This is a genomic window from Pseudoxanthomonas sp. OG2, from assembly GCF_014192765.1.
GTDB classification, from domain to species: domain Bacteria; phylum Pseudomonadota; class Gammaproteobacteria; order Xanthomonadales; family Xanthomonadaceae; genus Pseudoxanthomonas_A; species Pseudoxanthomonas_A beigongshangi.
Map to the genome: position 1 here is coordinate 2,590,139 of NZ_JACHYM010000001.1, position 12,173 is coordinate 2,602,311.

Sequence of the window (12,173 nt, forward strand, 5' to 3'; positions counted from 1 at the left end):
GCACTGCTCAGCGTTCAGGGAACCGCTTGAAGATGATGTTCTCCGCGACCGGGCCCGACAGCAGGAAACCGGTCACGCGTCCGGCGCCGTCGCGCTGGAACGCGATCTTCTGCAGGAACCACGCCGAGCTGCGGAACAGATCGCGCTGGTAGGGTTGCAGCGTGGCCGTTGGCCAGCGCGGGTGATGGATGCGCAGTTGGTCGCCTTCGACCGTCAGCACGTAGTCCGTGTCCAGTTCGTCGCTGTGATAGCGACCGGCGAACTCGCCGGCGCGCGCGCTGGCGGGATCGAACGCCGCCAGCTTCACTCGAAGGGCGTCGATCCGGCCGTATTGGCCGATGACGAAATGCAACCGGTCAGGCCGGCCCTTTCCCCCGGTGGGAAATTCCAGCACCTGATTGAATTTTTCACTCAACAGGAAGCGGTTGGCCGACAACGCGGGCAACGCCTCCGGATCGGGATCGTCGAGCGTGGCGACAAACAGGCGGCGACCGTCGCTGGTGACGCGGAAGAAGTAGCCCGGGAACAGTTCGTAGTCGCCGGCATACGCCGCGAGCTGGCGGCGGCCCGGCCCGCTTTTGTCCGTTGACGACACGAGGTAACCGGGGCGATGCGACAGGTAGGCTGCGGCGACGCCGTAGGCGATTTCCGAGGTGTCGACATCGTTGGCGTTGGCCACTACCGCCACGCTGAAGCGCTCGCCGGGCACGCGCAGCAGGAAAGCGCGGTAGCCCGCGTCGCGGCCGCCGTGGCTCCAGGTATCCAGGCCGTTCCAGGCATGGCGTTCCTGGCCGAGCGCATAGAAGTTGACGGTGCCGTCCACCAGCACGCCCTGCTCCCGCATGCGCGTGAACAGCGCGGCGTTGCCGACGGCGTGGGTCTCGAAATTCAGCGCCCAGCGGCTGAGATCGGCGGCGGTGGTCAGCAGGCCGGTGGAGCCGGTGGTGGTGCTGTTCAGCACGTCGCGGACGTAGCCGTCCTTCGTCGATCGCCAGGACGGCACCCGATGCGGCACCCGATCGTCGATTTCGTCGCCGAAGCGCGTGTCGCGCATGCCCAGCGGCTGGAAGATGCGCTCGTCGCAGAACGCCCGCAGCGACTGACCCGAGACCCGCCGCACCACTTCGCCCAGCAGCGCATAGCCGGTGTTGTTGTACTGGTACCGGCTGCCAGGCGCGAAGTTGCCGCCGCGCTGGCGCAGCACCATCCGCAGGACCTGCTCATCGGTGAGCAGATCCTCCTCGCGCCAGCCGGCCGCGGGCATCAGGGTGCCGAAGTCGCGCAGGCCGGCGGTGTGGTTGAGCAGTTGCCGCAGGGTCATCGGCGCCCAGTCGGCGGTTTCCGGCAGATGGCGCGAGAGCGGATCGTCGATGGATAGCTTGCCATCCTGTTCCAGCAGCAGGATCGCGAAGGCGGTGAACTGCTTGGAAACCGAGGCGACGTGGAAGACCGAATCCGGGGTGACCGGCGTGGCCTGCTCCAGATCGGCGGAGCCGACCTCGGCGTGCTGGACGATCCGGCCGTCCAGGGTGATCGAGACGGCCACGCCGGGCATGCCGGGACGGTCCCAGGGAGCCAGCAGGGCACGCACCGCCGCCTCGGTCGCCGGGGCGGAGTGGGGGGGCGGGGCCGCCTGCGCCCGCGCGTCCTGAAACGCCGGCCAGGCCAGCAACAGCAGGAACAGGAAACGCCGCATCGGTGGCTCCTTCGCAGATGAGGCGCCGACGATGCCGGCCGGGGGCCGTCAGCATCGACCGACTTCGCGAAGTCGGACGACCGATGCGCTATGGGGTCGGTCGCAGCGGCGGCGAGGCCGTCGCATTGGCTTCCCGGCGGTACGCGGTCGGCGTGGTGCCCTGATGGCGGGCGAATGCGGTGTTGAAGGACGACTTGCTGTTGAAGCCGGCGCGGTGCGCGATGTCCAGCACCGTCAGGTCACGCAGGGCCGGATCGCGCAGAAGCTCGGCGGCCTTGGCCACCCGATGCCGGTTGATGAAATCGAAGAAGTGCACGCCCAGTTGCTGGTTGAGCAGTTGCGACAGCTCGCGCTGGCCCCAGCCCAGGCGGCGGGCCAGCGAGCGGATGGTCAGGGAGGGATCCAGGAACGGTTCCTGCGCGGCCATGAAGGCTTCGAGCCGCGCCAGCGCCGCCGGGTCGGTGGACACGGCCGGCGCGGGTTCCCCGACCGCAGTCAGGGAAGCGGATTGCGGCGCGACCACGGCCACGGCCGGGTCCGGTGGCGCAGGCGCTGCATCGGCGGCGGATTCGGTGTCGGCCGGCACCCCCAGGAACAGGTGCTGGCGGGTCAGCGCGGTCAGGGTGAAGGCGCAGGTGATCACGGTGGCGAAGCTGGCGACCACCGGATCCAGCAGCCGGTACAGCGCGATGTCGCCGCTCCACCAGGCCAGGGTCTTCTGCAGCACGAAGAAATTCGCGAACGCGGACACTGCCAGCAGCGTCGCGAGCCAGCCGAAGGTCGCGCTGTCCGGGTTCGAGCAGGTGTCGCGATAGGCGCGGCGGTAGCGCAGCAGCACCCGCACCATCAGCGCCAGGTAGACGTAGTACTGCACGTGCAGGAGCAGGCTGCCGATGCGTGCGACCGAGACCGTTGCGGCCCTGCCATCGGACAGGGCGCCGGTCCAAAGCAGCGCGAGCATCATCGTGCCCGCCAGCGCCAGGCCGGCCAACAGGAAGGGACGCACCCTGCTCCCGGGAAAGCACAGCGAGACGACGTAGGCGTAAAGCAGCGGATCCTGCAGGAACGCCAGTGGCGCGCGGTACATCATCAATTCGCGCAGCGACACAGGCAGCAGCGTCGAGGCCCAGCCGATCACGTCCAACCCGGTCAGCAGCAGGAAGCCACCGAGGAAACGGTTGGCGGACTTCAACGGCCCCGGCGTCACCCACAGGAACAGCGCCAGCAGCAGGCACAGGCCAGCGGTCATCACGCCGAGTGGGGGGAGCAGGGGTGACGCCATCTTCGCGGGCAGGAGGGCATTCGGAACCAACGCCACTATAGACAAGCACGGGGTGCCGGACCGCGCGAGGGGCGATCGTCATGGGAATGCTACAAGCGGGTGCCGGTCTCCACCAATCGATCCCGATTCATGCTCCTTTGATCTGCGGGGAGCCGTGGAGCGGTCATCGAGCCTTTCAATCCGGGCAGTCGCTCGGATACCATACCCCAGTATTGGATAGGAGGCGGCCATGCCCCACACCGAGATCGAGAAGAAGCGGGTGCTGACCCGGGTGCGGCGCATCCGCGGCCAGGCCGAGGCGCTGGAACGCGCGCTGGAGGCCGGTACCGAGTGCGGTGCGGTGTTGCAGCAGATCGCCGCGATCCGTGGCGCGGTCAACGGGCTGATGTCGGAGGTGATGGAAGCCCACATCCGCGAGGAGTTCGGCCAGCCGGCCCAGTCCGACGCGCAGCGCCAGGCCCAGGTCCGTGAAATGGCCGGGCTGGTGCGCTCCTATCTGAAATGAATCCGCCGGACGATGGCACGGATTCGTGTCCTCGTCCGCACCGTCGTGCCGTCATCCCAGGAATACGCAGGAGAATCCCCATGAAAAGCCGTGCCGCCGTCGCCTTCGCTCCCGGCAAGCCACTGGAAATCGTCGAGATCGACGTCGCCCCGCCGCGGAAGGGCGAGGTGCTGATCAAGATCACCCACACCGGCGTCTGCCACACCGATGCGTTCACCCTGTCCGGCGATGATCCGGAAGGGTTGTTCCCGGTGGTGCTCGGCCATGAAGGCGCCGGCATCGTGGTGGAAGTGGGCGAGGGGGTGACCAGCGTCAAGCCGGGCGACCACGTGATTCCGCTGTACACCGCCGAATGCGGCGAGTGCCTGTTCTGCAAGAGCGGCAAGACCAACCTGTGCGTATCGGTGCGCGCCACCCAGGGCAAGGGCGTGATGCCCGACGGCACCAGCCGCTTCAGCTACAACGGCGAACCGATCTACCACTACATGGGCTGCTCGACCTTCAGCGAGTACACCGTGGTGGCGGAGGTCTCGCTGGCGAAGATCAACCCAGAGGCCAACCCGGAACATGTCTGCCTGCTCGGCTGCGGCGTGACCACCGGGATCGGCGCGGTGCATAACACGGCCAAGGTGCAGTCCGGCGACTCGGTCGCGGTGTTCGGACTCGGCGGCATCGGCCTGGCCGTGATCCAGGGTGCCCGCCAGGCCAAGGCCGGGCGCATCATCGCGATCGACACCAACCCGTCCAAGTTCGAGCTGGCGCGTGAATTCGGCGCCACCGACTGCGTCAACCCGAAGGACTTCGACAAACCGATCCAGCAGGTGATCGTCGAGATGACCGGTTGGGGCGTCGATCACAGCTTCGAGTGCATCGGCAACGTCAACGTGATGCGGGCCGCGCTGGAATGCGCGCACCGCGGCTGGGGCCAGTCGGTGATCATCGGCGTGGCCGGCGCCGGCCAGGAAATCTCCACCCGTCCGTTCCAGTTGGTCACCGGCCGCAAATGGATGGGCACCGCCTTCGGCGGCGTGAAGGGACGCAGCCAGTTGCCGGGCATGGTCGAGGACGCGATGAAGGGCGACATCGAACTGGCGCCGTTCGTCACCCACACCATGGCACTGGATGCCATCAACGAAGCGTTCGACCTGATGCACGAGGGCAAGTCGATTCGTTCGGTGGTCCATTACTGATTCCGGAAAGGCGAACACATGCAACGCATCGAACAACACGCCTGCTTCGGCGGCTCGCAGGAAGTCTGGGCCCACCGCTCGACGGTGCTGGACTGCGACATGCGGGTCGGCGTGTACCTGCCGCCGCAGGCGAAGACCCAGCGCCTGCCGGTGCTGTACTGGCTGTCCGGGCTGACCTGCACCGAGCAGAACTTCATCACCAAGGCCGGCGCGCAACGCTACGCCGCCGAACATGGCGTGATCCTGGTGGCGCCGGACACCAGCCCGCGCGGCGATGACGTCGCCGACGCGGAAGGCTATGACCTGGGCAAGGGCGCGGGTTTCTACCTCAATGCCACGCAGTCGCCGTGGTCATCCCACTACCGCATGTACGACTACGTCGTGGAAGAGCTGCCGGCGCTGATCGAGGCGCACTTTCCGGCGACCGGCGCGCGCGGGATCAGCGGGCACTCGATGGGCGGGCACGGCGCGCTGATCGTGGCGCTGAAGAACCCGGGCCGGTATCGCAGCGTGTCGGCGTTCTCGCCGATCGTCGCGCCGGCGCGCGCACCCTGGGGCGAGAAGGCGTTCACCGCCTATCTGGGCGAGGACCGCGAGGCCTGGAAAGGCTGGGATGCGAGCGAACTGGTCGGGCATGCCAGCGAACGCCTGCCGCTGCTGATCGATCAGGGCGAGGCGGACGAGTTCCTGGATGGCCAGCTGAAGCCGCAACTGCTGCGGGACGCCTGCGACCGGGCCGGGTATCCGCTGAGGCTGCGGATGCGGCCGGGATACGATCACAGCTACTACTTCATCGCCAGCTTCATCGGCGAGCACATCGCCCACCACGCGGCGGCATTGCGGGCCTGAGGCCCGCCGGAGTCGACAGCGGCCGCCGTCAGGCGGCCGAGACGTCGCGCAGTTCCCAGGCGCTGCCGGACAGCAGGCGCAGGCGGTGCTTCAGCACCTGACCGGGAATGGAGGTGGTCGCCACCAGCACGATCCGCAGATCGTCCTGCTGGCCGGAAACGCGGGCGCCGGGATCGGTCAGTCCCAGTCCGGGATCGACGTCATCGGGGTCGTCCTGCTTCAGCCGCCAGCGCTGGAACAGGCCATCGCTCTGCAGCGCCGACTGCAATTGCGCCGCGAATTCGTCGGCGCCGTGAGCGGTGAAACTGAGTGCCGGATCGCCACCGCGGGCGCGGTCGGGGTCGGGCAGGCTGATGTAATAACGCACGGCCATACGAGCCTCTCGTCCTTGGGTGGCTAAGGTTAGCGATCCCGAGCGTTAGCTGTCCGTTACGACGGCGACGCAGGCTTAAGCCGGCTTGAACACGTGCGGTTCGGAGGCGAACCCCACCACCATCGCACCCTTGCCGACGTTGACCATGCCGGTCAGGCTCATGACGCTCTCGAACACCTCGACGTTGTGGTTGGCGCAGATGTCGCGCAGGCGCTGGTAGCCGGGCAGGGAACGCATCTCCGCCAGTTCACCGCCGTAGCCCAGGCACACGGTGGGTGTCATCAGGCCGTCCATCACCCGATGGCCGGTAAACCGGAACAGCTGCTCGACCGCGTTGTCGAATCCCTTGATCTTGGCGACCGGCTCGGTGTTGCCGGCATGCCCATGCAGCACCGGCTTGATGTCCAGCGCGCTGCCCAGCGCGGCGCTGAGCAGGCCGACGCTGCGATCGCCCTTGGTCCGCGCCCGCGCCCGCAGGTAATACAGATCGCGGGGAATCATGTAGCCGTGGGTGTGGTTGGCCAGTTCCTCCAGGCGCACCCGGATCTGTTGCACGCTGGCGCCGGCCGCGCGCATGCGCACCGCTTCCACCGCGGTGACGCCCTGCGCGGCGAACAGGTTCTGGGTATCGATAACCCGCAGCGCGAACGGCGAGTTGAAACCCGCCGCCTGCCGCACCGGCTTGTAATCGTTGAGGATGGCAAAGCTGGCCTGCATCGCGTTGTCGTGGATCGGGCTGCGCGTGCGGGTGATGGTCAGGCAGAACACGTGGTCGTAGTCCATCACCAGCTTGCCCAGGAACAGATCCCGGATCTGGGCGACGGAGAATGGCGTCGTCTCGGCCTCGTGCCCGCGCTCGGCCACGTGCGCATGGAGGAAGCTGAGCGTCGCTTCCTCGTCGCGGTGATCGGTCAGTACGGCGTCACCGATGCGCACGGTGATCGGCAGCAGGATGATGTTGTTGTCGCGCAGGAAATCCTGCGGTAAATCACAGGCGGAGTCGACGACGATTCCGATGCGCATCTTTGCCCCTCCCGGCAGGTATCGCATTGTCAGCCATCGCACGCTAGCGCAAGCGGTCCGCCGCGTCGCGTCCCGGAAGTGGGATTGTGCGAGCGGTCACTATATGGCGGGTGTCGTCACACTAGAAACGAGATTACAGACAGGTCTCATCAGAGACTCATGACTAAATATTAATGTGACTATCATCACAAAATAACCGTCTTTCCCCTTGTGGCACGGGGGGCCCGTGTCCACACTTCCGCCCGCAGGACAGGGAGCGGCATGAAACTGGGGTGGGTGTGGATTCTGCTGGGGACGGCGCTGACGCAGCCGGCGGTGGCGCAGGAAGGCGGCATCGCGCGCGTTGATCCCATCCTGCCCGTCGTCGCCACGCAACAGGCCGACCAGACCGCGGGCCTGTTTTCCGAACGCCGCTTCGAGCAAGCGCTGGCCGATGAAGCCAACCCGACCACGCCCGGCCCGCACGTGCTGGGCAACGGCGAGTGGCGGCTGCAACCGCAGGGCGGCATCGAATCGCCATTGCTGGTGGTGTACCACCCGTACAGCGCGCGGGTCACCGTCCTGACCGGGCCCGGTGTTGCGCCGGTCAGCCATCGCCTGTTCGACCCGGATCTGGATCCGCGCTATTCCCGCCATGCGCTGGTGTTTCCGCTGGCCGGCGACGCGCCGGTCTACGTGAAGGTGGAGGACGCGCGCTACCCGTTGCACGTCAAGGTGGAGTCGCGCGCCGAACACGCCGCGTCCGACCTCCAGCACACCCGCATGCTGATGATGGCGATGGGCGTGACGCTGGGCGTGTCGTTGACCGTGCTGCTGTTCTGGCTGGTGCTGCGCGAGCGGGTCTACCTGCTCTATGCCGGTGCCATGCTCGCGCAGATGCTGTATGTCCTGTGTTCCTACGGCGAAGCGTATGCCCTGCCGGGCCTGCGGGTGCTCTGGCATTTCGGCGCGCCGGGCATCTGGTACATCGCCACCCTGGCGACGATGCTGACCACCGCCCTGATGATCGAATACGCCGATCTGCGCAGGCACACGCCGCGATTGACGTCGTGGATGCGCTGGACCGGCATCCGCCTGCCGGTGCTGGCGTTGCTGTTCCTGCTGCTGCCCTGGCCGGCGCGGAAGGACTGGTTTCCCGATCTCGGCAATGGCCTGTTCCTGCTGACCCACGCCCTCAGCATCCTCAGCCTGGCGCTGGCCGGGCGCAACTGCAGCCGCCATGCCGCCTACTTCCTGGCCGCGTGGGTGCCGCTGATGGTATTCGGCATCTGGCGCGCGGTGCGGATCAGCCTTGGCATGCCGGTACAGGATTGGCTGGATTACGGCTATCCCTTCGTCCTGGGCTACGCCTCGGTGGTGATGGCGCTGGGCCTGGCCGATCGCATGCTGACGTTCCGCCAGGAACGCGATACGGCCAAGGAGCACGCCGAGCGCGATGCGCTGACCGGCGTGCTCAACCGTGGCGGCATCGAGTACCGGCTGGACTGGGCCATCCTGGAACGCCGTCGCGAACACATTCCGCTGTCGCTGCTGTTCATCGACCTGGATGTGTTCAAGCAGATCAACGATCGCCATGGACACGCCTTCGGCGATCACTGCCTGCGCGCGGTGACCCGGGTGATCAGCGAGGAGTTCCAGTACGGTGATCAGTTGGGGCGGCTGGGCGGCGAGGAATTCGTGCTGGTGCTGACCGGCGTGGACGGTCGCGCGGCCGCGACGCTCGCCGAGCGCGTGCGCGCCAAGATCGCGCGGCACTGCCGAGTGGTGGACGAAATCGAGGTTGGCCTGACCGTCAGTGTCGGGGTGGCCGAATGCACCGCCGAGGACACCGTCGCCAGTCTGATCAAGCGCGCCGACGAAGCGATGTATCGCGCCAAGCGCGCCGGCGGCAACCAGGTGGTGGCGGGAGACGATCCCGCCTTCGGCGTCGCGGCGAGCTCGCGCTGGGCGGCCGACAACGAGGGCTGATCGCGCTCGCTGGCTCCGCGCCTCGGTTCCTCAGTGCCAGAGACCCAGGATCAACCCGTACAGGGTGAACTGCAGGGTGTGGTAGCCGCCGTCGATCAGCCACAGCTTCAGCGAGCGGCCGGCGAACAGGTAGTTGATGCCGAAGCTGGCGGCGACCCAGCCCACTCCGGTGACCGCGCCGGTGCAGACGGCGACGCCCAGCGCGGGGCGCGGACCCAGGAACCAGGCGAACACGGCCGCCGCGATCAGGCTCAGCACGAAGGCGCCACCGAAAATGCGTGCCGGATGGCCGTTGGAGGCGTCCGGATCCACGCCGGCCTCGCGGCACCACGCCTGCTTGAACAGCGGGCCGTACCAGAGGCCTCCCAGCAGGAAAGCCGACGCCGCGGCGGCCAGCACCGCCAGGAAATTGATGTGCTCCATTTGCCGCTCCCCGAGGCCGGATGACGCGCCAGTGTAGGCGCGTCATGGGTGTCTGGACAGGCGTGCCGGGGTGGGCGATGCCCGCGCCGCGCATGGCCCGGCCGGCTGGCGCCGGCCGGATTGTCTTTCCTCAGCGGCTGTAGGCGCGCGGCAGGGCGCCGCTGTCGCGCAGATAGCGATCCCGCAGTTCGGTCTGGCGCGAACGCATCGGCATGGCCTTGCCGCCCAGCCAGATCTGCTCGGCGGTATTGATCACGTCCAGCGGATCCCCGCTCCACAACACCAGATCGGCCAGCTTGCCCGGCGCGATGCTGCCCAGTCGATCGTCCACGCCCAGTGCCTGTGCCGGTACCCGGGTCAGTCCCGCCAGGCCCTGTTCCCACGGCAGTCCGTTGGCGACCGCGTTGCCGGCGTGCTGGCGGATCTTGCGCGCGTTGTGCGAGGCGTCGCCGGACTGGGTGAAGCCGACGCTGACGCCGGCCGCGTCCAGCCGCTTCGCGTTCTCCAGGGTCGCGCCGATCTGATCGAAGTCCGACGGCAGCGCGGCCAGTCCGTCGATGAACACCGGTACCCGCGCCTGCGCCAGTTCCGGCGCCAGCTTCCACGCTTCGGCGCCACCGCTGATCGCGATGCGGACGTTCTCTTTCTTCGACCAGCGCAGCAACTGGCGGATGTCGGCGGCGCGGTTGACGCCGATCACCAGCCGGCCGTTGCCGGCCAGGTATTTCGCCAGCGTGGCGCGGCCGGCCGGCGTGAGCAGGGCGTGCGGTGAATCGGCCGGAATGCGGCCACGGGCTTCGGCGACCAGCTGGTCCAGCAGCATCCACTGCGCCGCGCGTGAGTTGCCGCTCAGGCCGGACGCGCCGCCGCCGAGGCGGACGAACAGCGCACGCGGGCCGATCGGATCGGCGCTGCCATCCAGTCGCACGACGCCACCCTGGCCGGCGATGAAGGACGCGCCGGTGCCGGCGCCGAGCAGGGTGAAGCCCAATCCTTCCACGCGCGCCACCGGCACCAGCACCGAGGCCGGGTTGTAGGCGAGGGTGACGTCGAACTCCGGCCGCATCGGCTGCAGGTTGCCCAGCGAGACCGAACTGTCGTCAGTGGCCTGTTCGCCGGAGACCTCCTCCACGCCGATCTCGGTGATACCGGCGAACAATGCCGGCGTCAGCGGCTTGCCCGCCGCGTCGACCACGTCCACGCCCGCGGGCGCGGGCAGGCCGGTACCGACGGACTGGATCACGCCGTTGCGGATCAGCACGTCGGCATGCTTGAGCGTGCCCTGCGCGGTGGCGGTGTGCACGGTGGCGTTGCGAATCAGGACGTCCTGCGCGAAAGCGGGTATGGCCGCGACGGCGGCGGCCAGCAGGCACAGGCGACCCAGCAGGTGGCGGCTCATCGCGACACCTCCTGGCCGAGCAGGAAGTCCGAGACGGGTTGGCGGCTCCGGTCGTGGCGGTCGTACACGCGCGCGCCGTCGATGTAGACCTGTTCGGCCTGCGCGTACACGCTGAAGGGGTTCTGGTTCCAGATCACCACGTCGCCCATCTTGCCCGCCTCCAGGGTGCCGGTCTGCGCGGCCACGCCCAGCGCCTTGGCCGGATTGGCGGTGAGCCAGCGGATCGCGTGTTCGGGCGCGATCTCGCCCATGCCGGCGCGGCGCGCGCTGGCGATCACCTTGGCCGCCTCCTGGTTGAGGCGCTGGATGCCCTCGTCGGAATCCGAATGCACGATCGCGCAGCTGTTGGTGGGACGATCGACCAATGCGATGTTTTCCTGGATGCCGTCGAAGGCTTCCATCTTGAAGCCCCACCAGTCGGCCCACAGCGCGCCGCAGACGCCCTCGGCGGCCAGCCGGTCGGCCAGCTTGTAGGCTTCCACGCCGTGGTGGAACGCGGCGACCTTGAAGCCGAACTCCTTGGCCAGGTCGAGCATGGTGGCCATCTCGTCGGCGCGGTAGCAGTGGATGTGCACCAGGATGTCGCCGTGGATCGCGCCGGCCAGGGTGTCCAGCTTCAGATCGCGCTTGCCGCCGCTGTCGCCGCTGCTGTCCTGGCCGTCACCGGAGCCGCGCTGCCACCAGCGCTTCTTCTTCGGTTCCGACTCCTTCGGCGCGTTCTTTTTCAGGTATTCGGCCGCATCGATGAAGGCGGCGCGGTAGCCGGCCACGTTGCCCATCCGGGTCATCGGCGGCACGCCCTTGCCGCCATACACGCGCTTGGGATTTTCGCCGCAGGCCATCTTCAGTCCCCACGGCGCGCCCGGGAACTTCATGCCCTGGTAGGTGGTGGCGGAAACGTTCTTCAGGGTCACGCCGCGCCCACCGACCAGGTTGGCCGAACCGGGCAGCACCTGCAGGGTGGTGACGCCGCCGGCCAGCGCGGTGTGGAAAGCGGGATCCTGCGGCCACACCGAATGCTCGGCCCAGACGTTGGCGGTGACCGAACCGGTCATCTCGTTGCCGTCCTGGTGCGCGCGCGCGCCGGGACTCGGGTAGACGCCCAGGTGCGAATGCACGTCGATGATGCCGGGGGTGACCCACTTGCCGCGCGCGTCCACGCGGGTGGCGCCTTCCGGCGCCTGCAGGCCGCGCCCGACCGCCGCGATGCGGCCGTCCTGCACCAGCACGTCGGCATCGTCCAGGCGTTCGCCGGTGCCGGTCAGCACGGTGGCGTGTTCGATCAGTACCGGCGCCGAACCGAGCGGGCGATAGGTGCTGGGATAGGGATCCTGGATGAAGCGCGAGGCCGGCGTCGCCGCCTGGGCCGTGATGCAGAGCAAAGCCAAGCCGAACCCGGCCATCAAGGTCAGTCGCATGGTGTATTCCCCGGAAGGTGGCTGGACCCTAACCCGGCCCGTGCCGG

General features: G+C 68.0%; 11 protein-coding genes. 4 read left to right on the top strand and 7 right to left on the bottom strand.

Going from position 1 to position 12,173, the window contains the following annotated elements:
* Positions 1-7: 7 nt before the first annotated feature.
* Positions 8-1,696, bottom strand: a complete 1,689-nt coding sequence (locus tag FHW78_RS11815; RefSeq protein ID WP_183640518.1) for a serine hydrolase domain-containing protein — start codon at positions 1,694-1,696, stop codon at positions 8-10.
* Positions 1,697-1,784: 88 nt separating this feature from the next.
* Positions 1,785-2,945, bottom strand: coding sequence for a helix-turn-helix transcriptional regulator (locus tag FHW78_RS11820; protein ID WP_183640521.1), 1,161 nt, complete (start codon positions 2,943-2,945; stop codon positions 1,785-1,787).
* 262 nt (positions 2,946-3,207) lie between these two features.
* On the opposite strand from FHW78_RS11820, the gene FHW78_RS11825 reads away from it, so the two are divergent.
* The 3 genes from FHW78_RS11825 (at position 3,208) to fghA (ending at position 5,522) form a co-directional block, all read left to right on the top strand.
* A complete protein-coding gene (locus FHW78_RS11825) occupies positions 3,208-3,483 on the top strand; it encodes a metal/formaldehyde-sensitive transcriptional repressor (protein ID WP_183640523.1) in 276 nt (91 codons plus the stop codon).
* Between the two features lie 80 nt (positions 3,484-3,563).
* A complete protein-coding gene (locus FHW78_RS11830; protein ID WP_183640526.1) occupies positions 3,564-4,673 on the top strand; it encodes an S-(hydroxymethyl)glutathione dehydrogenase/class III alcohol dehydrogenase in 1,110 nt (369 codons plus the stop codon).
* A gap of 18 nt (positions 4,674-4,691) precedes the next feature.
* Complete coding sequence (fghA, locus tag FHW78_RS11835; RefSeq protein WP_183640529.1) at positions 4,692-5,522, top strand: S-formylglutathione hydrolase; 831 nt, start codon at positions 4,692-4,694, stop codon at positions 5,520-5,522.
* A 28-nt stretch (positions 5,523-5,550) separates the two neighbouring features.
* Here the strand turns inward: fghA and FHW78_RS11840 are convergent, their stop codons facing one another.
* Together FHW78_RS11840 and FHW78_RS11845 are read right to left on the bottom strand one after the other, a co-directional pair.
* Entirely contained in the window at positions 5,551-5,895 is a 345-nt protein-coding gene (locus FHW78_RS11840) for a hypothetical protein (RefSeq protein ID WP_141454454.1), read from the bottom strand.
* 75 nt (positions 5,896-5,970) lie between these two features.
* The gene (locus FHW78_RS11845) at positions 5,971-6,918 is read right to left on the bottom strand and encodes a DegV family protein (protein ID WP_183640532.1); all 948 of its coding nucleotides are present in this window, start codon (positions 6,916-6,918) and stop codon (positions 5,971-5,973) included.
* A 261-nt stretch (positions 6,919-7,179) separates the two neighbouring features.
* Between FHW78_RS11845 and FHW78_RS11850 the strand changes: the two genes are divergently transcribed.
* The gene (locus FHW78_RS11850; protein ID WP_183640534.1) at positions 7,180-8,886 is read left to right on the top strand and encodes a diguanylate cyclase; all 1,707 of its coding nucleotides are present in this window, start codon (positions 7,180-7,182) and stop codon (positions 8,884-8,886) included.
* 30 nt (positions 8,887-8,916) lie between these two features.
* Here FHW78_RS11850 and FHW78_RS11855 read toward each other — a convergent pair whose 3' ends face one another.
* The 3 genes from FHW78_RS11855 to FHW78_RS11865 form a co-directional block, all read right to left on the bottom strand.
* On the bottom strand, positions 8,917-9,309 hold the full coding sequence (locus tag FHW78_RS11855) for a DUF1761 domain-containing protein (RefSeq protein ID WP_183640537.1): 393 nt from the start codon (positions 9,307-9,309) through the stop codon (positions 8,917-8,919).
* A gap of 130 nt (positions 9,310-9,439) precedes the next feature.
* The gene (locus FHW78_RS11860; protein ID WP_183640540.1) at positions 9,440-10,708 is read right to left on the bottom strand and encodes an amidohydrolase family protein; all 1,269 of its coding nucleotides are present in this window, start codon (positions 10,706-10,708) and stop codon (positions 9,440-9,442) included.
* Positions 10,705-12,126, bottom strand: coding sequence for an amidohydrolase (locus FHW78_RS11865; protein ID WP_183640542.1), 1,422 nt, complete (start codon positions 12,124-12,126; stop codon positions 10,705-10,707). Before FHW78_RS11865 ends, FHW78_RS11860 begins: the two co-directional genes overlap by 4 nt.
* Positions 12,127-12,173: the final 47 nt, after the last annotated feature.

Bases quoted from the DNA above. Each gene is read 5' to 3' on its own strand.
- FHW78_RS11815 (WP_183640518.1), bottom strand. From the start codon at position 1,696: ATGCGGCGTTTCCTGTTCCTGCTGTTGCTGGCCTGGCCGGCGTTTCAG.
- FHW78_RS11820 (WP_183640521.1), bottom strand. From the start codon at position 2,945: ATGACCGCTGGCCTGTGCCTGCTGCTGGCGCTGTTCCTGTGGGTGACG.
- FHW78_RS11825 (WP_183640523.1), top strand. From the start codon at position 3,208: ATGCCCCACACCGAGATCGAGAAGAAGCGGGTGCTGACCCGGGTGCGG.
- FHW78_RS11830 (WP_183640526.1), top strand. From the start codon at position 3,564: ATGAAAAGCCGTGCCGCCGTCGCCTTCGCTCCCGGCAAGCCACTGGAA.
- fghA (WP_183640529.1), top strand. From the start codon at position 4,692: ATGCAACGCATCGAACAACACGCCTGCTTCGGCGGCTCGCAGGAAGTC.
- FHW78_RS11840 (WP_141454454.1), bottom strand. From the start codon at position 5,895: ATGGCCGTGCGTTATTACATCAGCCTGCCCGACCCCGACCGCGCCCGC.
- FHW78_RS11845 (WP_183640532.1), bottom strand. From the start codon at position 6,918: ATGCGCATCGGAATCGTCGTCGACTCCGCCTGTGATTTACCGCAGGAT.
- FHW78_RS11850 (WP_183640534.1), top strand. From the start codon at position 7,180: ATGAAACTGGGGTGGGTGTGGATTCTGCTGGGGACGGCGCTGACGCAG.
- FHW78_RS11855 (WP_183640537.1), bottom strand. From the start codon at position 9,309: ATGGAGCACATCAATTTCCTGGCGGTGCTGGCCGCCGCGGCGTCGGCT.
- FHW78_RS11860 (WP_183640540.1), bottom strand. From the start codon at position 10,708: ATGAGCCGCCACCTGCTGGGTCGCCTGTGCCTGCTGGCCGCCGCCGTC.
- FHW78_RS11865 (WP_183640542.1), bottom strand. From the start codon at position 12,126: ATGCGACTGACCTTGATGGCCGGGTTCGGCTTGGCTTTGCTCTGCATC.